General features: G+C 67.8%; 20 protein-coding genes. 5 read left to right on the forward strand and 15 right to left on the reverse strand.

Annotation, left to right across the window (positions count from 1 at the left end):
• Window positions 1-269: 269 nt before the first annotated feature.
• Window positions 270-3,191: a BTAD domain-containing putative transcriptional regulator gene (locus ACFC0O_RS06580; RefSeq protein WP_375954394.1), complete on the reverse strand. Its 2,922-nt coding sequence runs from the start codon at window positions 3,189-3,191 to the stop codon at window positions 270-272.
• Between the two features lie 127 nt (window positions 3,192-3,318).
• The gene (locus tag ACFC0O_RS06585; protein WP_375954396.1) at window positions 3,319-3,936 is read right to left on the reverse strand and encodes a TIGR03085 family metal-binding protein; all 618 of its coding nucleotides are present in this window, start codon (window positions 3,934-3,936) and stop codon (window positions 3,319-3,321) included.
• 371 nt (window positions 3,937-4,307) lie between these two features.
• Here ACFC0O_RS06585 and ACFC0O_RS06590 point away from each other — a divergent pair, with 371 nt between their 5' ends.
• Both ACFC0O_RS06590 and ACFC0O_RS06595 read left to right on the forward strand, forming a co-directional pair.
• A complete protein-coding gene (locus tag ACFC0O_RS06590) occupies window positions 4,308-4,694 on the forward strand; it encodes a DUF4189 domain-containing protein (protein ID WP_364631112.1) in 387 nt (128 codons plus the stop codon).
• Window positions 4,695-4,718: 24 nt separating this feature from the next.
• On the forward strand, window positions 4,719-5,276 hold the full coding sequence (locus ACFC0O_RS06595; protein WP_364631108.1) for a hypothetical protein: 558 nt from the start codon (window positions 4,719-4,721) through the stop codon (window positions 5,274-5,276).
• Window positions 5,277-5,496: 220 nt separating this feature from the next.
• Here the strand turns inward: ACFC0O_RS06595 and ACFC0O_RS06600 are convergent, their stop codons facing one another.
• Together ACFC0O_RS06600 and dapA are read right to left on the reverse strand one after the other, a co-directional pair.
• Window positions 5,497-7,584, reverse strand: a complete 2,088-nt coding sequence (locus tag ACFC0O_RS06600; RefSeq protein ID WP_375954398.1) for an RNase J family beta-CASP ribonuclease — start codon at window positions 7,582-7,584, stop codon at window positions 5,497-5,499.
• Entirely contained in the window at window positions 7,581-8,489 is a 909-nt protein-coding gene (dapA, locus tag ACFC0O_RS06605; RefSeq protein WP_364631102.1) for a 4-hydroxy-tetrahydrodipicolinate synthase, read from the reverse strand. The genes ACFC0O_RS06600 and dapA overlap by 4 nt, the downstream gene beginning before the upstream one ends.
• 146 nt (window positions 8,490-8,635) lie before the next feature.
• On the opposite strand from dapA, the gene ACFC0O_RS06610 reads away from it, so the two are divergent.
• Window positions 8,636-9,142 carry a hypothetical protein gene (locus tag ACFC0O_RS06610; protein ID WP_375954399.1) on the forward strand — a complete coding sequence of 169 codons (507 nt, stop codon included), beginning with the start codon at window positions 8,636-8,638 and terminating at the stop codon, window positions 9,140-9,142.
• Window positions 9,143-9,169: 27 nt separating this feature from the next.
• Here the strand turns inward: ACFC0O_RS06610 and ACFC0O_RS06615 are convergent, their stop codons facing one another.
• From ACFC0O_RS06615 to ACFC0O_RS06625, 3 genes are read right to left on the reverse strand one after another with little or no spacing between them, the layout of a single operon-like run.
• The gene (locus ACFC0O_RS06615; protein WP_375954400.1) at window positions 9,170-10,213 is read right to left on the reverse strand and encodes a hypothetical protein; all 1,044 of its coding nucleotides are present in this window, start codon (window positions 10,211-10,213) and stop codon (window positions 9,170-9,172) included.
• Window positions 10,200-11,492: a sensor histidine kinase gene (locus ACFC0O_RS06620; protein ID WP_375954401.1), complete on the reverse strand. Its 1,293-nt coding sequence runs from the start codon at window positions 11,490-11,492 to the stop codon at window positions 10,200-10,202. The genes ACFC0O_RS06615 and ACFC0O_RS06620 overlap by 14 nt, the downstream gene beginning before the upstream one ends.
• Window positions 11,489-12,157, reverse strand: a complete 669-nt coding sequence (locus ACFC0O_RS06625; protein ID WP_364631090.1) for a response regulator transcription factor — start codon at window positions 12,155-12,157, stop codon at window positions 11,489-11,491. Before ACFC0O_RS06625 ends, ACFC0O_RS06620 begins: the two co-directional genes overlap by 4 nt.
• Before the next feature lie 154 nt (window positions 12,158-12,311).
• Here ACFC0O_RS06625 and ACFC0O_RS06630 point away from each other — a divergent pair, with 154 nt between their 5' ends.
• The gene (locus ACFC0O_RS06630) at window positions 12,312-12,827 is read left to right on the forward strand and encodes a hypothetical protein (RefSeq protein WP_375954403.1); all 516 of its coding nucleotides are present in this window, start codon (window positions 12,312-12,314) and stop codon (window positions 12,825-12,827) included.
• Window positions 12,824-13,222: a hypothetical protein gene (locus ACFC0O_RS06635; protein WP_375954405.1), complete on the forward strand. Its 399-nt coding sequence runs from the start codon at window positions 12,824-12,826 to the stop codon at window positions 13,220-13,222. Before ACFC0O_RS06630 ends, ACFC0O_RS06635 begins: the two co-directional genes overlap by 4 nt.
• A 6-nt stretch (window positions 13,223-13,228) precedes the next feature.
• Here the strand turns inward: ACFC0O_RS06635 and acs are convergent, their stop codons facing one another.
• The 8 genes from acs to ACFC0O_RS06675 all read right to left on the reverse strand — a co-directional run bounded on the left by acs (window position 13,229) and on the right by ACFC0O_RS06675 (window position 21,993).
• Window positions 13,229-15,181 carry an acetate--CoA ligase gene (acs, locus tag ACFC0O_RS06640; RefSeq protein ID WP_375954407.1) on the reverse strand — a complete coding sequence of 651 codons (1,953 nt, stop codon included), beginning with the start codon at window positions 15,179-15,181 and terminating at the stop codon, window positions 13,229-13,231.
• 55 nt (window positions 15,182-15,236) lie between these two features.
• Window positions 15,237-16,883, reverse strand: coding sequence for a cation acetate symporter (locus tag ACFC0O_RS06645; protein ID WP_375954409.1), 1,647 nt, complete (start codon window positions 16,881-16,883; stop codon window positions 15,237-15,239).
• Entirely contained in the window at window positions 16,880-17,236 is a 357-nt protein-coding gene (locus ACFC0O_RS06650; RefSeq protein ID WP_364631075.1) for a DUF485 domain-containing protein, read from the reverse strand. The genes ACFC0O_RS06645 and ACFC0O_RS06650 overlap by 4 nt, the downstream gene beginning before the upstream one ends.
• A gap of 135 nt (window positions 17,237-17,371) precedes the next feature.
• Window positions 17,372-18,898, reverse strand: a complete 1,527-nt coding sequence (locus ACFC0O_RS06655; protein ID WP_375955998.1) for a cation acetate symporter — start codon at window positions 18,896-18,898, stop codon at window positions 17,372-17,374.
• Window positions 18,899-18,923: 25 nt separating this feature from the next.
• Window positions 18,924-19,289: a hypothetical protein gene (locus ACFC0O_RS06660; protein ID WP_375954410.1), complete on the reverse strand. Its 366-nt coding sequence runs from the start codon at window positions 19,287-19,289 to the stop codon at window positions 18,924-18,926.
• Window positions 19,290-19,425: 136 nt separating this feature from the next.
• On the reverse strand, window positions 19,426-20,214 hold the full coding sequence (locus ACFC0O_RS06665) for a LytR/AlgR family response regulator transcription factor (protein WP_375954412.1): 789 nt from the start codon (window positions 20,212-20,214) through the stop codon (window positions 19,426-19,428).
• A gap of 154 nt (window positions 20,215-20,368) precedes the next feature.
• Window positions 20,369-21,544 (reverse strand): sensor histidine kinase, encoded by a 1,176-nt coding sequence (locus ACFC0O_RS06670; protein ID WP_375954414.1) that lies wholly within the window; start codon window positions 21,542-21,544, stop codon window positions 20,369-20,371.
• Window positions 21,541-21,993 (reverse strand): flavodoxin family protein, encoded by a 453-nt coding sequence (locus ACFC0O_RS06675; RefSeq protein ID WP_375954415.1) that lies wholly within the window; start codon window positions 21,991-21,993, stop codon window positions 21,541-21,543. Before ACFC0O_RS06675 ends, ACFC0O_RS06670 begins: the two co-directional genes overlap by 4 nt.
• Between the last annotated feature and the right edge of the window lie 14 nt (window positions 21,994-22,007).

Consider the following 22,007-nt stretch of genomic DNA (forward strand, 5'->3'; position numbering starts at 1 on the left):
ACCCGGACCATCCGCAACACCCGGCCCACCCACAACAGCCCTGTGGGATAGGCAACGCCTATCGCCACCGAAGTCCGCGAACACCGCCCATCACATGCTCCCGCACCCGAGACCGGAATCGAGCGGTGTCACCCGGACAGTGCGAAAAACGGCGTGTCGGCCACCCGCTACCGCACTAGGTGACCGCCCGCACGGCCGTTCGCATGTATCGCGGACCATGCGAACGAAGACACCGGCCGCGAGGGGTCGATCCGGGTGATGACGCCGCCTCAGCCGCCGACGGGGACCGGCTCGGGACGGCCCGGATGCGGTGTGGGGTCGACCAGCGCGCCCCAGCGGATCAGGGCCTGGTCGAAGTCGGGGATTTGGGTCGTGGCGGTGCGGTAGCACTCGGCGGCGTCGACATTGCGGCCCATGCGGCGCAGGGCCGTGTAGCGGACCAGCAGGTTGTAGAGGTTGTAGGTGTGCAGGACGCCGGGGCGGGAGGAGTCGCGGGTGGCTTCGGCGCGTTCGGCGTGTTCGGCCGCCTGCGGGAGGCGACCGGCGGACAGGTGGGCGACGGCGGCGCGGGAGTGCACGGTGGATTCGAAGCGGGTGGAGCCGCCGCGGCGGGCGGTGCGCAGGGCGGCGTCGAACAGGCGGGCGCCCAGTTCGGCCTCACCCTGGCCGCTGAGCACGCAGGCCGCTTCGGTCAAGGCCCACATGACATTTCGCCGGGTGCCGGGACGGGTGTCGCCGACCACGGCGCGGGCGGCGGCCGCGAGCGAATCGCGGTCCCGGCCCGCGGCCGAATGCGCCTGGGCGAGCAGGGAATACGCGACCCGGACGCATTCGGGGCTCGCGCCGCAGCGATACAGGCGCAGGGCGGCGGCGAAATGCGTTGCGGCGCGGACCGGGTCGTGGTGATGCATGCCGAGCGCGCCCGCGAAGATATGCGTGGTGCCCGCGACCCAGGGTTCGGCCTCGGTATTCACATCCTCCAGCAGCCGGTCCACATGGTCCGCGGCCCGCTCGGGTTCACCGAGCTCGGAAACGACCACGAATACCAGGGCCAGGCGAGCGCGACTGGCGGACAAAGAATTACCGTCGGCTTCGCAGGCGCGGATCAATTCCTCCAGCGCCTTCTCGATATCGACCGTGGCATCGCTGGCGAGCATGGTGCCGGACACCGCTAGCGCGAGATCCGCAGCCAGCAGCCGATGCCGCCGGGTGCCCACCGCCGCCAACCGGTACAGCGCGACCAGATTCCGCCGCTCCACATTCATGAAATCCCGAGTGGAATCGAGATCCGCCATCCGGGTGCCCGGATGCGCGGTGGCGGCCAAACCCAGCCGAACACCCGGATGCCGCACGCGCAGCACGGTTTTCATGGTGGCCAGGTAGTAGTCGAGCAGTCGCTCGACGGGGTCCACAACGGCGCGCCGGTCCGGGCATACGATCGGTTCGGCCTGCTGACAACCGGCCGCGAACAGGCGCATCAGATCGTGATAGTGGTAGCGCCCGCGGCCCACCGTCTCGAGCATGCCGCGATCGACCAGTTCCTCGCACAGATCCTCGGCGAGCGGTTCGATGGTGTCCAGCACCGCCGCGGTGGCGGCCAGCGGCAGATCCGGGAGTTCGGCGACGGCCAGCAGCCGGAAGGCGCGCGCGGCCTCGACCGGGAGCTGTTCGTATCCGGCGCGGAAAGCGGCGGTCAGCGCCAGATCCCCGGCGCGGAAACGATCCAGGTCATGGCGTTCCGCGGCCAGCCGGTCGGCCTCGGAGACAATGGTCCACTGCGGGCGGGCCGCGACCCGCGCCGCCACGATCCGCACCGCCATGGGCAGCCGCCCGCACAGTTCGACAATCCGGCGGGTGGATTCGGGTTCGGCGTTGACCCGGGCGGGGCCGACGATTCGAGTGAAAAGCGCTGCGGCCTCATCGGTTTCGAGCACCTTCAGCGCGGCCGAGCGCACGCCGGGCAGAGCGGTCATGGGCCGCCGGGCCGTCACCAGGACCGCGCATCCCGGCTCACCGGGTAGCAGCGGCGCGATTTGCGCTGCGTCACAGGCATTGTCGAGCACGAGCAGCATGCGACGCCCGCTCACGGCGGATCGGAACAGGGCGGCCCGCTCGGCCGCCCCGGCGGGTACATCGCGCGGCGGCACATTCAATCCGCGCAGCAGTGCGCCCAGCACCTGTTCGGGTTCGGCCGGATCCGCGCCCGCGCCGTGCAGATCGACATACAGCTGCCCGTCCGGATATCGATCCCGAATCCGGTGTGCCACATGCAATGCCAGCGCCGTCTTGCCGACCCCGCCCATGCCCGAGATGGCCACGATCGGGGTGATGCTGTCGGCCAATACGGCGCACAGGTCGCGCGCCAATTCCCGGCGGCCGGTGAAATCGGCTGTGTCCGGCGGCAATTGCGCGGGTTTCGGCTGCACCGCCACCGCGGACCCATCGCCGGGCAGTTCATCGGACAGGATCTGGCGATGCAGTTCCAGCAGCGCGGGACCGGGTTCGATGCCCTGTTCGGCGACCAGCAGCCGCCGGATGCGCTGATATTCGCCCAGCGCCTCGGTGCGCCGCCCGGCCCGGTACAGCGCGGTCATCATGAGCCCGCGCAATCGCTCACTGTGCGGGTCGACGGTGATCAGGGCTTCCAGATCGGCCAGGGCACGCGAATAATCCCCGCGCCGCACGGTGATATCGATGAGATCCTCGCGCAGCACCCGCTGTAAACGACGTAATCGGGCGCGTTCGGCACCGGCCCACGGTCCGGGCACACCGGCGAGCGGATCACCGCGCCACAGCCGCAACTGCGCCCGCAGGATGGCGTCCGCCCGGTCCAAATGTCCTTCCGCGCGGGCCTGTTCGGCCTCGGCGCGGCAACCGTCGATGCCATCGATATCGAGTTCGAGCGGACCTTCCAGGCGGTAGCCGCGCGACTCCGAGAACAATCGCACCGTCTCCGGCCGCGCCGCCAGCTGCTTGCGCAGCGCCCACGCGTAATTACGCAGCGCGCCCACCGCGGAGGAAGGACGATCGACGCCCCAGATGCCGTCGGCGAGTTCCTCGATCGATACGGTGCGCCCGCGCGCGAAGGCGAGCATGACGAGCGCGGCCTGGTGCTTGGGTGGCATGGGCGCGGCGGGGACGCCCTCCGTCGTCAGCTCGACCGGCCCGAGAACCGCCAGTTGCCAAGACATTGCCTACCACCTCATCACACCGCGGGCCGCTGCCGAGCACAGAAACTACCGGCCGACGCGTGATCGTTTCATGATCGGTGGTCACGCTGCCACCGGCGCGGGCGGACCGTCCCGCATACCGGAATGGTCAGACGCTGCGATCGAGCGCGTAGACGGCTTCCACATCGGCGGGATCGCCGGTGGCCTCCAGCCGCACGGCATTGCGACCGAAGGCGTGGAACAGCAGTTCGGAGGGTTTTCCGGCGAGTACGACGGTGCGATCGCCGACCTGGTGCGCAACCGTGCGGCGGCCGTCGGGTGTGGTGAGCGCGACGGTAACCGCTGATTTGCGATAAGCCATGCGCGACAGGCCGGTCAGCACTTTCCAGAGCCGGTCCTCATCGGCGGTGGAGAGTTCGCGCGGTTCCCAGCCGGGTTCGGCGCGGCGCACGTCCTCATGGTGGACGTACATCTCGGTGAGATTCATCAGGGAATCGACCGGTCGCAGGAGCCACGGCGGGCCACCGGCGATCTCATCCAGCAGTTGCGGGAACGGCCGTTTGGCGACCTTGTCCTGCACCCGCTCCAGATAGGGCGCGAAGGGCTTCAGCATGATGCCCGGGGCAGCGTCTGGGCGGCGTTCGCGAACGATCAAGTGCGCGGCCAGATCTCGCACCGTCCAGGTGCCGCACAGGGTGGGCGCGTCCGGACCGGTGGCGGACATGGTCTGCACCAGTGCCTGGCGCTCCCGTTGGGCCATACTCATAAGGCCACACTAACCGGATGGTTGGCGTGATGCATGATGCGCATGCACAGGTGGCGGGGTCGCTGAATGAGGCGCTCGCACGCCGATGGGCGCTCCCCCGGTATCGCGCGACCGCACTCGCCCGGGTCACATGATCACGTCGGTTGAGTTGCGCCTCAATTGCTGGACGGTTCGGCAGGTTAAGCCGAGCACCCGGTCCGTCATAAGGTCGTCCCTTGATCATTTACGCGCCGCCCGATCCGATCCCGGATGGGGCGGTGGGATATGCCGCCGCCGAGCCGGTTCCGGGTTGGCGTCGGCGAATCCGGGTCGGTAGCTTGATCACTCGGTCCATCGGGGAATGGATCCACTGCATACGAAGGGGCAACACCTTGAAAAAGATCGTCAGTGGCGCCGCCGTGATGGTCGCGGCCGCGGGCTCACTGCTGGTGAGCTTGGCGGCTCCGGCCGGGGCATATACGGACAACTTCGGCGCGATCGCGCTGTCGCCGTCCACCGGCCGCATCGGCTACTCCTATGACTATCCGGACCGCGCCGCCGCGCAGGGCGGTGCGATGAACTCGTGCACGTTCGACGACTGCCGTGTCGTCGCCAGCTTCGGAAACGGTTGCGGTGCGGTTGCCTACTCCCGCCGCGCGGGGCTGTACACCTACGGTGCGGCGTACTCGCGTTCGGCGGCCCGCACCCAGGCGCTCACTCGGAACAGCTCCGACGCCACCATCATCCACTGGAACTGCACCACCGGCTACCAGCTCTAATATCCGTTCAGGGGAGAAAATTCGTTGAAGCACAGCATCTTCCGCGCCACCGCCGCCGTGGCGCTGGCCGCCTCCGCCTTCGGACTGGTCGCCTGCAGCACCAGCGAGACCAAATCGGATAGCGCGACCACCACGAGCGCGTCCGCACCCACCAATAATTTCCAGGGCAGCACCGACGACACCAAGGAGACCGGCGCGCCGCCGTCGACCACTCCCGCGCCGAACCTGCCCAAGCCGACGGTCGCCGAACTGAACGACAAGATCACCAAGGCGTTCGACCCGTCCATCGACGCCAAGACCAAGATCGACTGGATCGAAAACGCGGGCCAGGACCCGCAATTGGTCGCCAAGCTCGTCGACGCCGCCAAGAAGAACGACGTCAAGGTCGAGATCACCAACGTTCCGGACCCGGCCGACGGCAAGCTCAAGGCCGACGCCAAGGTCACCATCGCGGGCAATCCCGTGAACAACGCCACCGTCTCGTTCGTCGCCGAGGGCAACGAATGGAAGGTCGACCACGCCTTCGCGTGCAGCATCGTCAAGGCCGCCAAGCTGGATTCGGCTGCCTGCCAGGACAACTAGAGCCTTACGAGGTTCCCGCCCCGACACTCACGTTGTCGGGGCGGTTTTGTTTCAAGGTTCGGCAACCAAGTTCGCTGCACCCGCCACGCCGCACACCCATGCTTGGATGCGCATATTTCAATCCAGGTATCCATGGGTTGCCTCTTTTGGCGGATACGCGAGAGCGCCCGGTAGCTGGTGCTACCGGGCGCTCTCGCGGTGTGGCTGTTGGTTATTCGGGTCAGACGCCCATGACCGTGGGGACGATCATCGGACGGCGGCGGTATTTGTCCGCCACCCACTTGCCGACCACCCGTCGCACGCTCTGAGCGATGCGGTGGGTGTCGGTGACGCCTTCGCTGGCCAGTCGGCGGAGTTCGGCTTCCACGAGCTCGTGGGCGTCGATCAACGCGTCCGGATCGTCGGAGAAGCCGCGACCGGTGACCTCGGGGGCGCTGACGGCCTTACCGGTGGTGGAATCGACGGCAACGGTGATGGAGATGAAGCCGCCCTCGCCCAGAACCAGGCGGTCCGAGAGGGTGGATTCGCCGACATCGCCGACGGACAGGCCGTCCACGTAGACCTGCCCGACGGGGACGCGCCCGGTGATGGTGGCGATACCGTCCACCAGGTCGACCACTACGCCGTTCTCGGCGAGCATGACTCGCTCTTCGGGAACGCCGGTGGCCACGGCGAGCGCGGCGTTGGCGCGCAGGTGCCGCCATTCGCCGTGCACGGGCATGGCATTGGTCGGGCGGACCGCGTTGTACAGGTACAGCAGCTCACCGGCCGAAGCATGTCCGGAGACATGGACTTTGGCGTTCTGCTGGGTGATGACGGTCGCGCCGATCCGGGTCAGGCCGTTGACCACGGTGAAGACCGCGTTCTCGTTGCCGGGGATCAGCGAGGAGGCCAGCACGACGAGATCGTCGGGGCGGATATTGATCTGGCGGTGGTCGCCGCGCGCCATCCGGGACAGCGCCGAGAGCGGTTCACCCTGCGAGCCGGTGGAGATCAGCACCAGCTTGTGCACCGGCAGGTTCGCGGCCTGATCGATATCGACCACGAGACCGTCCGGCACATCCAGATAGCCGAGGTCCTGCGCGATCTGCATATTGCGGACCATGGAGCGGCCGACGAAGCAGATGCGGCGGTCGTAGCGCTGGGCCACCTCCACCACCTGCTGGATGCGGTGCACGTGAGAGGCGAAGGAGGCCACGATGACTCGGCCCTTGGCCTTGCCGATCACATTGTCGAGCACGGGGCCGATCTCACGCTCGGGCGTGACGAATCCGGGGACCTCGGCATTGGTGGAGTCGACCAGAAACAGGTCAACGCCTTCGTCACCGAGGCGGGAGAATCCGGCCAGGTCGGTGAGGCGGCCATCGAGAGGCAGCTGATCCAGCTTGATATCGCCGGTGTGCAGCGCGATACCGGCGGGCGTGCGGATCGCGACGGCGATCGCATCGGGGATCGAGTGGTTCACCGCGAAGTACTCGCAGTCGAACGGTCCGTGCTGGGTGCGCTGGCCCTCGGTGATCTCGATCAGCTTGGGCTGCAGGCGATGTTCGCGGCATTTGGCCGCGACCAGCGCGAGGGTGAACTTCGCGCCGACGACCGGGATATCGCGGCGTAGGCGGAGCAGGAACGGCACCGCGCCGATGTGATCCTCGTGGCCGTGGGTGAGCACGACGGCCTCGATATCGTCCATCCGATTCTCGATGGGGCCGAAGTCGGGCAGGATCAGGTCGACGCCGGGCTGCTGATCCTCGGGGAACAGCACACCGCAGTCGATGATCAGCAACTTGCCGTTGTATTCGAAAACGGTCATGTTGCGGCCGATTTCGCCGATACCGCCGAGCGCGAACACCCGCAGGCCACCCTTGGGGGCGGCGGGCGGCGGGTTCAGCTTCTGGCGTTCCACGCGCGGCTGGGCGGGCGCGTCGGAGCGGTCGTTACGGCCGCCGCCCTGGCGGGAACGGCCGCCGGGCTTGCGATTTCGCTCACCCTGGCGCGAGCGCGGGGCGGATTCGTCCTGGCGCGCGCGGGCGGGCTCGGCCTTGGGGGCCTCGGTCTTGGCGGGCGCGGCCTCGGCGGTATCGCCGTTGCGGGCGCCACGGGCGGTGCCATTGCGGCCGTTGCGACCACGGGGCTCCGCGGCGGCTTCCACCGGCGCGGCCTGCGCTACCGGCTTATCCGCGGCAGCGGCCTTGGGCTCGGCCGCTTTCGGCTGTGCGGCAACGGGTTCCGGCTTATCCGGCACGGGTGCCGGGGCTCCCGCGGCGCGGGATGCGGTGCGGCGCGGGCGACGTCCCTCGGGGCTGCTCATGCAAGCACCCCCGCGGCCCGCAAATCGACCGCGAGTTCTGCGAGTTGTTCGGATGTGGGCATGATTTGTGGCAAGCGTGGCTCCCCGGTCTCGACCCCGAGCAGCCGCAGGGCGCCCTTGGTCATGGCGACGCCGCCCAACCGGGCCATGGCCCGGTTGAGCGGAATCAGGCTGACATTGATTTCACGGGCCCGCACCACGTCACCGGCCGCGTAAGCGGTGGCGAGCGCGCGCAGGCGATCGGGCACCAAATGCCCGATGACGCTGATGAATCCGGTGGCGCCGACGGACAACCAGGGCAGGTTGAGCACATCGTCACCGGAGTAGAACGCCAGTCCGGTCTCGGCGATCAGTTCCGCGCCGGCGTTCAGATCGCCCTTGGCGTCCTTCACCGCGACGATGCGCGGATGTTCGGCGAGGCGGCGAATGGTGTCGGGCGCGATGGCCACCACCGAACGCGGCGGAATGTCGTAGAGCGTGACGGGCAGATCGGTGCTGTCCGCGATCGCGGTGAAGTGCGCGATCAGGCCGTCCTGGGTGGGACGGGAGTAATAGGGGGTGACGACGAGCAATCCGTGCGCGCCCGCGCGCTGCGCGGTGCGTGCCAGCTCGATGCTGTGCGCGGTGTCGTAGGTGCCGACGCCCGCGATAACGGTGGCGCGGTCACCGACCGCGTCGACCACGGCGTGCAGCAGATCGAACTTCTCGGACTCGGTGGTGGTGGGCGATTCGCCGGTGGTTCCGGAGATCGCGAGCAGATCGACACCGCCGTCGACCAGGCGTGCGGCGAGCGCCACCCCGGCATCGACATCGAGCTTGCCTTCGGCGGTAAAGGGGGTCACCATCGCGACACCGACTGTGCCGGACGCGCGCAGCTCGATTCGCGTCGATTCACCGTTCGTCATAGCCAGAAGGCTACCCGGTCATCGAATCACCTTTTGCATCGTTATACCCGAACCGGCCCGGCGATAACGGTGATTCGCATCGCCCACCTTGGGGTGACGTCAAAAGTTTCCTTGAATGATGTCAGATGTGACAGCACACTGGTGTCATGGATCTGAACAAGTACACCGCCCAACTACGCGAGAACCTCATCGCCGCGGCCGCTCTGGGCGATGAGAAGACACAGTCCACCGCCGCGGCGCTGGCCGCCGCCACCGAGAGTTCGGCCCGGCTGGTTCTGCTCGCGGCGCTGTCGGAATTGGCGAGCGAGGTGAGCGCGTCGGTCGGCGATCGCACCGTGCGCGTCTCGGTCGACGGCACCGACGCCCACGTGGATGTGCGCAAGACCGCATCCGCCGAGGAAGAGCATCAACCGACGTTCGAGGAGATGACCGGGGATATCAGCCGCGTCACACTGCGGTTGGTGGAGCAGATCAAATCCCGGGCCGAGGAGGCCGCCGCGCAGAGCGGGCAGTCGCTGAACTCGTGGATGGCGACCGCCGTGCAGGGTGCGCTGCGCGATCAGATGAAGCGGGGCGGCCCGGGTCGCTGGGATATGCCGCGTGAGTCGAGGGAACCGCGGGAGCCTAAAGAGCCGAAGGATCCCTCGAACTAGTCGAGCAGCAAGCCCGGCGGCAACGAACTAATCGGTGACGCTGACCTTGCCGTCCGTATCTATCTCGGTGCGGCGGTCGTGATCCGGGGCGTGTGCGAGGACTGTGGCGAGCACGCTGCGTCCGAGGGGTAGGACTCGCACCGTTACCGATCCGGCGTTCGCGGCATCCAATTCCCTTGTGGCGGCGTCGATTACGCGCCTGCGCACCCATTCGGGGACGCCCGCGAAACCGCCGTCGTCCAACAGCACCACTTCCACTCCCCGGGAGCGAGCACCGCGTGCGGCGCCGCTGAGTTCATCGGTGACCAGCTGCGGAGCGCGCAGACCATCGCGGAGTTCGGCCTCGAGCAGGCGGCATTCCTCGCGTTCGGCGGCGGTGAGTTCGGCACCGTCGGCAATGCGCTCGAGTATCGGGCGCGCCACCCGGTCCAGCCGGGCAAGCTGGCGGGTGCGCTCGCTGTCGGAGGCCGCCATGGTGGCCTCGGCGGCGGCGCGGATCATCGCGTCCTCGCGCAACAGAACCAGGGAGCGCTGCATCGGGCGCATGACGGCCGCGAAGACCGAGATGGCGGCGACGGTGCCAATCGGCACGAGCGTGCCGAGCACCGTGCGGGAGTCGAGTTGTTCGCCGAGTCCGGCCAGCAGGATCACCCCGGCGACCCCGGCGACGCCCACCCAGGCCAGTCGGCCGCGGCCGCGCAGCACCAGCACGGTCAATACATAGGAGGCCGCGAACGCCGACCACACCGATTGATTCGCGCGTTCGGAGTACGGGGTCATGATGGTGAGCGCGGTGGCGATCGGACCGGAGGCCGCCGCGTACAGCGATACCGGCAGCGGTAGCGGATCCACCGGCATGACGATGACCAGCGCACCGGCGCTCAAGATGATCACCATGCTGAAAAGCGCTGCCCACTGCGGTGATTCACCGAAGTTGCGCAGCATGTACAGCCCGATGGTGGCTTCCAGGATGAGCAGGAACAGCCACGCCGCGCGACCGCGCAGACCTAGCAGATCACGCAGGCCGAAGCGCGAATCCAGTTCGGCCGCGTGGTATTCAACGGGAACCATCGCCACCCCAGACCAGTGTCACGGTGGTGCCCTCGCCGGGTGCGGATTCCACGAAGGCCGAACCGCCGGCCAATTGGCGCATGCGGCCCAGGATGCTCATGGAGATGCCGAGCCGGTCGGCGGAGACCCGCGCCAGGTCGAAACCCGCGCCGTCATCGGTGAAGGCGATGCGAATGCTGCCCGCGCTGATCGTCGCGGTGACGGTGCGGCGGACATCGCGGCCGGGGACATGGGCGTGCCGCAGGCTGTTGCGCACCGCTTCGGTGAGCGCGGCGGCGATGGTGCTGGCCGAATGCACCGGCATGCGCAGATCGTCGTAGCCGGGCCAGGTGCGGGTGGCGAAGCGAATGCTCGGATTCACCTCGTGCACGGCGGTTCTCAGGAACAGCACGGCGGTGCGGGCGTCGAGCAGATCGGGATCTCGATCGTCGCCGCGGCATTCGTCGAGCTGTTCCAGGGTGCGTTCGGCTTGGCGGCGCAGTACCGAGGATTGGGTGCCCGCGCGTGAGGCCTCCAGCAGCGTGGAGAGCACGGCGTCGTGAATGAGCGCGGCGAAGCGGGCGCGTTCGCGATCGCGGCCCTGTGCGGCCGCGGCGGCTGCCGCGCGACGGCTGGCGATGGCGGATTCGCGGTCGACGCGGGCGGCCGCGCCGGTGGCGGCGGTACCGCACCAGACGAACAGGGCCGCCAAACCGGCTGCGCGCAGGAAGTTCTCGACCACGGACAGCGGGGTGACGGTGGCGACCGTGTACACCGAGGCCAGCGCCGCCGAGGTCGCGGACACCAGCAGATAGGTGACGGCCCAGCGCGCGGGCCAGGCCAGCACGGCCGCCGTCACGGCCAGTGCGGTCACGCGGTACGGCCACACCGTGGTGGCGTCCACCGAATGCGTTTCCAGCGCGATCGGAATGGTGGCGAACGCGAAGAGGAAACTGATTGCCGCGCAACCGCATACGATGCGGATCGCACGCGGTCCGGCCAGCGCGGACACCACCGCGATCACCGGATACCAGCCGAAGGCCAGCACCACGGCGGTGATCGTCCACCAGGCTCCGGCGACCCGGCCCTGTTCGGCGATCTCCGGCAATTCCATACCGCCGACAATGATTCCGGCGATGCCGATGGAAATGCCGAGCCGCCGCATGATGCGGTCGTACGCGGCGGTGGCCGGATCCTCCTGCGGCACCGTCAGTCCGCCGCGCACCCGCCGAATGAGCGCGGTGACGGCGGACATCGAGGGTGCTCCGGGCGTGGTGTCCAGCGTGCCCGACGCGGTCATGCGCGCGGGTGTCGTTCGGGGACGGGCAGCCAGCCGTCCTCGACTGCCCGCTTGTACAGATCGGTTTTGGTCGGGGCCGGGCGGCCGGCGTCGGCGTACTTCTGCCGGATGCGGCCGAGGTAATCGTTGACGGTCTGTTCCGAGAGGCCGGTCATGCGGGCCACGCGGGAGGCTTTCTCACCCGAGGCGTACAGCTGCAGAACCTGCTGTTGGCGCGGGCTCAATCCGACATTGGACAGTTGCGGATCACCGTCGATGGCCGCGGCCCAGTCGGTGGTCACCACCTGTTCGCCCTGGGCGGCGCGGCGCACCGCGGTCACCACGGTGGGCACATCCTCGGATTTGCGGACCACGCCGAGCACACCCGCCCGTGCGGCCTCGCGCACCAGGAACGGATTGTCCGCCCCGGTGAACACCAGCACCTCGATCCCGCGTTCGCGCAGGGATCGCACATTGTCGTCCGGTGAGGATCCGTCGGCCAGCCGCAGATCCAATACCACCAGGTCCAAACGCGGGTTCGCCGACAACAACTCGGCCACCGTGCCCGCGGTGATCACCAACTCCAGATCGGCCTCGGGCGCCAACATGGCCGCCAAACCGATTGCCACCGACTCGTGATCCTCCACCAGCCCGATACGGCGAATCCCCGAATCCTGTGCCTCCACGGCGGCCCTCACCTCTTCCCACAACCGAATATCCGTACTGAGTATGACGGTAACCAGTCCCGATTCGTCAGCCACCAGAATTCGGGGGGAAAAGCCGGGAGCGGGTTTGTAGGGTTTGCGGGGAGAACCGCAGGGCGTGTGAAGGGATCGGAATATGCCGGACGAAGTGCTGCTGGACGACTTCGAGGACACCGGGAAGTGGGAGCTCGCGGGGGCGGGGGCGAGTAAGGCGCATATCACCACGTTCGCCGAGGGCGCGCCGGTCAAGGATCCGGGGGTCTACCCGGACGGGGTGCGCGGGGAGGACCATCGGGCGCTGGCGGTGCTGGTGCGCGGGGCCGCCGACGGGCATGAGATCGAGCTGGTGGCCAAGGCCGAGCAGGCGGTCGCGCTACCGGGCGAGGTCACCGGGCTGGATCTGTATGTGCGCTCGCCGCACGCGTCGATCGAGGTATCCGGATTCATCGCCGGGGCCGGACAGGACAGTGTCGAGATACTGCTCGGGCGGATTGCCGTCGCACCGGAATGGCAGCGGATCGGGGAGGAATTGCGGGAGGCGCTGACCGGGGCGGAATTGCTGGGATTGAAGATCCGGCTCGTGGAGGTCGTGAAGCAGGCGGGTGAGGTCATGATCTTGTTGGACGATTTGACCGTACGCTCGTCGTCATGAGCGAGAGCACAGAACTATCGCGCCCCGGGCGGGGCACCGCCCGGGCGCTATCGGCATTGCTGTTCGGCACCGGAACACTGCATTTCGTGGTCCCCAAGTTTTATGACGCATTGATTCCACCGCAGCTGCCGGGATCCGCACGGGCGTGGACACTCGGATCCGGCGTCGCCGAATTCGCGGTCGCCACCGCTGTCGCGGTGCCGCGAACACGGCGGCTCGGCAGCCTGCTCGCCATCCTGCTGTTCATCGGGGTGTTTCCCGGAAATCTGAAGATGGCTGACGACTGGGTGCGCAGCAGTAAACCGCTTCCGCTGAAAGCCGGAGCAATTCTTCGTCTGCCGCTTCAGATCCCGATGATTCTCGTGGCGCGGAAGGTGTATCGGCAGGCTGCCTGAGCGCGGTCAGCGACGGGTGATGGCCTCGAATACCTTGGGGTCGACCAGGGTTGAGGTGTCACCCAGTTCGCGGCCCTCGGCCACATCGCGGAGCAGGCGGCGCATGATCTTGCCGGAACGGGTTTTCGGGAGTTCCGGAACGATGTGAATGTCACGGGGGCGGGCGATCGGTGAGATCTCCCGGGACACTTCGGCTTTCAATTCCTTGATGAGGGCGTCGCCGGTGTTCTCGGCCTCGCCGGTGAGGATGACGAAGGCGACGATGCCCTGGCCGGTGGTGTCATCGGACGCGCCGACCACGGCGGCTTCGGCGACACTCGAATGGCCGACCAGCGCGGATTCGACCTCGGCGGTGGAGATGCGGTGACCCGAGACGTTCATGACGTCATCGACTCGGCCCAGCACCCACAGGTCACCGTCGGTATCGAGTTTCGCGCCGTCACCGGCGAAATACCAGCCCTTGTCCGCGTAACGGGCCCAATAGGTTTCGCGGTAGCGCTCGTTATCGCCCCAGATGCCGCGCAGCATGGACGGCCACGGCTCGTCCAGGACCAGATAGCCATTGGCTTCGGTCTCGCCGAGGACGACCGGGTTACCCTCCTCGTCAACGACTTTCGCGGAGATACCCGGGACCGGGGTCATGGCCGCACCCGGTTTGGCGGCGGCGACGCCGGGCAGCGGCGAGATCATGATCGCGCCGGTTTCGGTCTGCCACCAGGTGTCCACGATGGGAGTGCTGTTCGCGCCCACCACATCTCGATACCAGCGCCACGCTTCCGGATTGATCGGCTCGCCGACCGAACCCAGCAGGCGCAGTGAGGACAGATCGTGGGCGTCGGGGATCTCGCGGCCCCACTTCATGAAGGTGCGGACCAGCGTCGGGGCGGTGTAATAGATGGTGACGCCGTACTTTTCGATGATCTCCCAGTGCCGGTGCTCATCGGGGAAGTTCGGGGTGCCCTCGTAGACGATCTGGGTGGCGCGGTTCGAGAGCGGGCCGTAGACGATGTAGGAGTGGCCGGTCACCCAGCCGATATCGGCCGTGCACCAGTACACATCGGTCTCGGGCTTGTGATCGAAGACGGCGTGGTGCGTGTACGAGACCTGGGTGAGGTAGCCGCCGCTGGTGTGCAGGATGCCTTTCGGCTTACCCGTCGTGCCGGAGGTGTAGAGGATGAACAGGGGGTGTTCGGCATCGAATGCCTCGGGCTCGTGTTCGGGCGAGGCGTTGGCGACGGTGTCGTGCCACCACAGATCGCGCCCTTCGGTCATCGGGGTGTCCAGGCCGGTGCGGTTGACCACCAGGACATGTTCGACGCTCGAATCCGGCTGTGCCGCAATGGCTTCATCCACGGCGGGCTTGAGCGCCGCCGCACTCCCCCGCCGCCATTGGCCGTCGGTGGTCACCACCAGCCGTGCCCGCGCGTCCTCGATGCGCTGTCCCAGTGCGCCCGCCGAGAATCCGGCGAACACCACCGAGTGCACCAGCCCGAGTCGGGCGCAGGCCAGCATGGTGACGATCGCCTCGGGAACCATGGGCATGTAGATGGCGACCCGGTCACCGGCGCGAAGTCCCAGAGCGTTGAATTGATTTGCCGCTCTGGAGACTTCGGCCAGCAGGTCGGCGTAGGTGATGGCGCGGGCATCACCCGGCTCGCCGACCCAGTGGATGGCGACCTGGTCGCCGTGTCCAGCCAGCACGTGCCGATCGACGCAGTTGTACGCGACGTTCAGCGTGCCGTCCACGAACCATTTGGCGAAAGGCGCGTCATCCCAGTCGAGTACGCGGGTCCACGGCCGCGCCCAGTGCAGGCGCCGCGCCTGTTCGGCCCAGAAGCCCTCGCGGTCCGCCGCCGCCCGATCGTAGAGGGACACAGTGGCGTTGGCGGCGGCCGCGAACTCGGGGCTGGGCGGATAGCTCAGCCGGTCGGTGTGGTCGCGGTCGATCGTGCTCGTCATTGTGCTTTCTCCAGTCGAAAGGGCAGGGCGGTAAGGGTTTACGAATCGAGCGCCGTCAGTGCGCGACGGCCTGCTCGGCGCCGACGCCGGTGAGGGCGCGGACCTCCATTTCGGCGGCCTTGGCCGGATCTTCGTTGTTCCGGCCCAGGTAGGTGCCGACAATGCCGAGGACGAAGGCCAGCGGAATGGATACGATGCCCGGATTGGACAGCGGGAACCAGGCGAAATCGCGGCTCGGGATCATGGCGGTCTTCGCACCGGATACCGCCGGGGAGAAGACGATCAGCACGATGGTGGAGATCAGACCGCCGTACATGCTGAACAGCGCGCCGGTGGTGTTGAAGCGCTTCCAGAACAGCGAGTACAGGATGGTCGGCAGATTGGCCGCGGCGGCGACCGCGAAGGCCAGCGCCACCAGGAAGGCAATGTTCTGGCCGTTGGCGAGGATGCCGAGGCCGATCGCGATCAGGCCGATCACCACGGCGGTGATGCGGGAGACCCGAACCTGTTCGGCCTCACCGGCTTTACCGCGTTTGATGACCCCGGCGTAGATATCGTGTGCGAAGGAGGCCGAGGCGGTGATGGTGAGTCCGGCGACCACGGCCAAGATGGTCGCGAACGCCACCGCCGAGATAATGCCGAGCAGCACCACACCGCCGAGTTCGAAGGCCAGCAGCGGAGCCGCGGAGTTCTGACCGCCCGCCGCGGCGAGGATCTTGTCCGGGCCGACAATGGCGGCCGCGCCGTAGCCGAGCACCAGGGTGAAGACGTAGAACGCGCCGATCAGGCCGATGGCCCAGACCACCGAGCGGCGGGCTTCCTTGGCGGTGGGCACGGTGTAGAAGCGCATGAGCACGTGCGGGAGTCCGGCGGTGCCGAGCACCAGGGCCAGGCCGAGGGACACGAAGTTCAGCTTGGAGGTTTCACTGCCGCCGTACTGCGCGCCGGGAGCCAGCACATCGCGGTGTGCCACAGCCTTGTTCGCGGATTCGGAGACGTGCTGCTGCGCCGAGCCCAGGATCTCGGAGAGGTTGAAACCGAACTTGCCCAGCACCATGACGGTCATGAACGCCGCACCGGTGATCAGCAGGACGGCCTTGATGATCTGCACCCAGGTGGTGCCCTTCATACCGCCGATGAGCACGTAGGCGATCATGAGCAGGCCGACCACCGCGATGACGACGGATTGTCCTGCGCGACTGTCGATATCGAGCAGCAGGGCGACCAGACCGCCCGCGCCCGCCATCTGGGCCAGCAGGTAGAACAGCGAGACGGTCAGGGTGGACAGGGCCGCGGCGGTGCGCACCGGGCCCTGCTTCAGACGGAAGCTGAGCACATCGGCCATGGTGAATTTGCCGGTGTTCCTGAGCATTTCGGCGACCAGCAGCAGTGCGACCAGCCACGCCACCAGGAAGCCGATGGAGTAGAGGAAGCCGTCGTAGCCGTAGACGGCGATGGCTCCCGCGATACCCAGGAAGCTCGCGGCCGAAAGATAGTCGCCCGCAATGGCAATGCCGTTCTGCGGGCCGGAGAAACCGCGGCCGCCGGTGAAGAAGTCCGAGGCGCTGGAGGTATTCCGGCTGGCACGGACCACCACGACCATGGTGACCGCGACGAAGACCGCGAAGATGGCGATATTGGCGGCCGGATTGCCGACCGTGGTGGCGGCGAGGGTGTTCGTCGTACCGGCGAAGACGTTCATGCCTGTCCGCCTTCCAGTTCGGCGCGCAGTGCGGCGGCGCGGGGATCGAGCTCGCGCCCGGCGAAGCGCACGTACAGCGCCGTGATCACGAAGGTGGAGACGAATTGCCCCGCGCCCAGGATCAATCCGACATTGATATTGCCGATCACCCTGTGCGCCATGAAGTCATGCGCGTACGCGCCGAGCAGCACGTACACCACGTACCAGGCCAGGAAGAGCGCGGTCATGGGGAAGACGAAGCGGCGCAGTCGATGACGCAGTTCCTGGAATTGCGGACTGGCTTGGGCGGCGGCGAAGTCCGCTGCGGTCAACTCGCGCGGTGGCGCGGCGAGACCGGATTCGGTACTGCTCATCGGATTCCTAGCGTGTGATGTGGCTAACTGTGACGACGCTAACCAGCGCGGCGACCGGGCAGAACGGTGTGGGCTGGGTCACTCGACGAAGGTGCCCGGTTCTGCGGTGAGCGGTCGGTTCGGCGCGATGAACGGTCAGGCCGAGCGCAAGCCCCGTTCACGATCCGCGCCCATGCCCAGGGGTTCGGGCGCGTGCATGCGGACGAAGATATTCGCGATCTCCGGGGCGGATTGGCGACGGGTCAGGCGGCTCACCAGGATCATCGCGGCGAAGGCGACGGGGACGCTGACGGCGGCCGGATAGCTGAGCAGGGCCGAGGGCCAGCCCGCGGCGAGGGTGTGCGAAACGCCGCCGGAGACCGAGACGGCGGTGGCGGTGCCCGACAGCAATCCACCCGCGATGAGGCCGACGGCCGCACCGGTGGCGGTCAGGCCGCGCCACCAGATGCCGAGCACCAGCAGCGGGCAGAGGGTGGATGCGGCGACCGCGAAGGCCAGGCCGACGGCGCGCGAAAGGTCCAGGGAGACAACGGTCAGGGCGAGGAGCAGCGGCACGGTGCCGGTGATGATCGCCGCCAGGCGGAAGTCGCGGATGCGGCCGCGCAGCAGATCGGTGCCGACCACGCCCGCAATGCTGACCAGCAGGCCGGAGGAGGTGGACAGGAATGCCGCCACCGCGCCCGCCGCCACCAGGGCCGCGAGGAGTTGACCGGGGAGACCCGAGAGCACTGCGCTGGGCAGCAGCAGAGCCGCGGCATCCGAGGCTCCGGCGTTGGAGAGCCTCGCCGCGTACAGGCGCGCGAGTATGCCCAGCAGCACCGGGAACAGGTAGAAGAATCCGACCAGGCCGATCACCGAAAGCGCTGTGCTGCGGGCTTTTCGGCCGTCCGGGTTGGTGTAGAACCGCACCAGTACGTGCGGGAGTCCCATGGTGCCGAGGAACGTCGCGATGATCAGCGAATACACCTGATACATCGGATGCGGGCCGCCGAGCCCGCCGCCGGGGAGCAGCCACTGCGCATCGGTTACGGCGGTCAGATGCGGTGCGCTCGAATCATCGTCGTGCCGAAGGAAATACGCGAGCAGCACCAGGCCCGGGATCGCGATGGCGGTGAGTTTGAGCCAGTACTGGAATGCCTGCACGAAGGTGATCGATCGCATGCCGCCGCCCGCGACGGTGCCGATCACGATGGCGCCCACCGCGACCGCGCCGACCCAATCCGGTACGCCCAGCAGGATTCTCAGCGTGAGGCCCGCGCCCTGGAACTGCGGGATCATGTAGACGCCGCAAATGAGCACCACGACAAGGGCGGTCAGCTTGCGCACCGGGCGCGAGCCCAACCGGAACTCCACGAAGTCGGGCATCGTGTACGCACCCGAACGGCGCAGAGGCGCGGCGACGAACAGCAGCAGGCCCAGATATCCGGCGGTGAATCCGACCGGATACCAAAGTGCGTCCGCACCGTACTTGGCGATCAACCCCGCAACACCGAGATATGAAGCAGCGGAAAGATATTCACCCGAGACGGCCGCCGCATTCCAGCGCGGCCCCACCGACCGCGAGGCCACCAGGAAATCCGAAGTCGTCCGGGCCAGCCGCACCCCGTAACTGCCGATGGCCACGCTCGCGAACGCGGCGAGCAGCAATGCCACCACCGTCATCCAGGATCCCGGCTGCGAATCCACCTCAGTCCCCGGTCAATTCGCCGAAGTCCTGCTCATTGCGCTCGGCCAGCCGCACATAGACCACCCCGGCCACGAACAACATCGGATACACCGCGAACCCCAGCAGCACCCAGGGCAACCGCAGCCCGAAGAGTTCTGCGCTCCCCAGCGGCCCCAACGCGAACAACAATGGCAGCGCCCCGAGCGCACCCACCACGACCAGACCCACGCGCACGGCCAAGCCGAACTGCGCGCGAATCAACCCGCCGATCATGGCCGCGCCCACCTCGGTCTGCTCGGCCACCTCCACCCGGGTCCGCACCAGCCGAGCGCCCCGCCGCTCGGCGAGCACCACCCGCTCTCGCTGCGGCCGTTGCCCACTCGTCATCGGACGGCCTCGACCAATGCGGCGGTAATGCTGTAGTCGGGCACTGAGCGTTTTCGCGCGCCGGATGGACGAGCCGCCGCGCGAAGTCGCCGATGCGGCGACGCTCCACCGCATCCCGGTCGATTGAGCGCCCGCATCAGCGCGGGGTCCGATGCTGACGCGGCGTATGGATCAACCGTTGTTTGAGGTCGCGTACCTGGCGACGGCTGACCGGGAGTTCCACCGCCGCCGCGCTGCCCTCCGCGCGCAGGCAGACCACCGTGCCGGTGCCGACCGTACGCAGCCCGGTGACCAGACGTAGGGCCACCAGGTAGGAGCGGTGCACGCGCACGAAACCGGCTTCCTGCCAGCGGGATTCCAGCTCGGAGAGCGGGATGCGGACCAGGTGTGAGCCCGAATTGGTGTGCAGGCGGGAGTAATCGCCGTCCGCTTCGACCCAGCTCACCGAGACGCGGTTCACCAGCGTTGTCGCACCGCCGAGTTCGACCGGGATCACCTCGTGCGGATCGATATCCGTCACCGGCGGGGGTTGAGCCCGCCCAGCGATGATTCGCCGTACGGCCTCCGCCAGCCGCGCCTCTCGCAATGGTTTGAGCAGGTAGTCCACCGCGCCCAGATCGAACGCCGCGACGGCCCGATCATCGTGCGCGGTCACGAACACCACGGCGGGCGGCCGCGCGAACTCCGAGAGAATGCCCGCCAGTTCGAGCCCGTCCAGCCCCGGCATATTGATATCCAGGAACACCGCGTCCACCGCATGCGCCCGCAACAGTCGCAGCGCGCTGGTGGCATCGCTCGCGGCATGGATCTCGCCGACCCCGGATTGCGCCCGCAGCAGATAGACGAGTTCATCCAGGGCCGGTTTCTCGTCATCCACGGCGAGTACGCGTAGCGCGGCGTCGGTCGAGTCGGTGGTCCTGGTCACAGTCCGGACATCCTAAACCCGGCATATCCGACCTCGTCATTCCGGCATGTTTTCGGCCGGGATCCACAGCCGATCGATGGACCCCGGCCGAAAGCGCGCCGGAATGACGAGATGGGCATGAGCACCCCGGCTCGGATACGCGGCTTCGCGACCCTCATGCCCGCACCCCCGGGCGGAATTTGGGGACGCGCATGCTGACCTTCGTTCCCGCGCCGGGAGCGGTGTCGACTGTCAGGCCGTAGTCGTTGCCGAAGGCGGCGCGGAGGCGGTCGTCCACGTTGGCGAGGCCGACGTGGGCGGATTCGGCTGTGCCGGAGGTGGTGTGGATGGCGTCGAGGGCGCCGGAGCGCAGGATTTCGGGATCCATGCCCGCGCCGTCGTCCTCCACCGAGATGAGGCAGTCGGCGCCCGCGTCCTCGGCGACGATGGTGACGGTGCCGAGGCCGGGCTGGGTGGCGAGGCCGTGCCGGACGGCGTTCTCGACCAGGGGTTGCAGGGCCAGGAAGGGGAGAACGACCGTCAGGACGTCGGGGGCTATTTGCAGTCGGACGCGCAGGGCGTCGCCGAAGCGCGCGCGTTCCAGGGCCAGGTAGCGGTCGATATTGGTGAGTTCGTCCGCCAGCGAAGTGAATTCGCCCGCGGTGCGGAACGAGTAGCGGGTGAAGTCGGCGAAATCGAGGATGAGTTCGCGGGCGCGGTCCGGATCGGTGCGGACGAAAGAACCGATGGTGTTGAGGGCGTTGTAGATGAAATGCGGGCTGATCTGCGCCCGCAGCGCGCGCACCTCGGCACGGTCCAGGCGCGCCCGCGAGGCATCGAGTTCGGCCAATTCGATTTGGCCGCAGGCGTATCGGGCCACCTCGGCGACCGCGCCGAGCATGCCCGGCCCGGGCTTGCCCCGGGTCACCGCCCCGAGCGCACCGACCATCCCGCTGTGCTCACTCGGAAGCGGTTGCGCCAGCAGGGTATAGCCGTCGGCGCAGGAGACGAGCACGGACCGCTCCCCCGCGATGGCGCGACTCGCCGCCTCCCCGAAGGTTTCCGCGAGTTCGGTGTGCGCACCATCCCAGGCCAGCAGCGTTCCGGCGGCATCGGCGATACCGAGCGCTTCCGCGCCCATGAGCGCCCGCAGATAGGGCACGGCCTGTTCAGCGGATTCCTCGGTAAGCCCGCCGCGCAACGGTTTTGCCGCCAGCGCGGCCGTCTGCAACGCCGCGTGCACCGCTCGCTCAGCGGGTGTGGTCACCGATCTGCGTGTACGCGGCCACGCGAACAACGCCGCCGAGATCAGCGCACCGGCGATGACTATCGCGACCGAGGTAGCACTCACGGCATGAGCTGAGCGGCCACCGTAGCCCCCAGCTCCCAGCAACGCTCCACATCCTGTTTGGTCGGCGGCCCCGAAATCACCACGGCCGCAGCCGCTTTCTCCCACCCCAGCCCGGTGGCAATGCTCTCCACCCCGCGCTCGGCCCCCTCGGTCCCCTGGTTGCCGTGCATGTACATGGCGTACGGCCGCCCCTTGGTCGAATCCAGGCACGGGTAGTAGAACGTGTCGAAAGCGTGCTTCAAGGCGCCGGACATATACCCGAGATTGGCGGGGGTGCCGAGCAGATACCCGTCGGCGTCGAGGACATCACTCGCGGTCACGGACAAGGCCGCCCGGCGCACCAACTCCACACCCTGAATCTCCGGATCGGTCGCCCCCGCCACCACCGCCTCGAACATCTCCTGCATATGCGGCGACGGCGTGTGATGAATCAGCAGCAGCTTCGGCACGCTCCCGAGCCTAA

This window comes from Nocardia sp. NPDC056100 (assembly GCF_042266325.1).
Taxonomy (GTDB): Bacteria; Actinomycetota; Actinomycetes; order Mycobacteriales; family Mycobacteriaceae; genus Nocardia.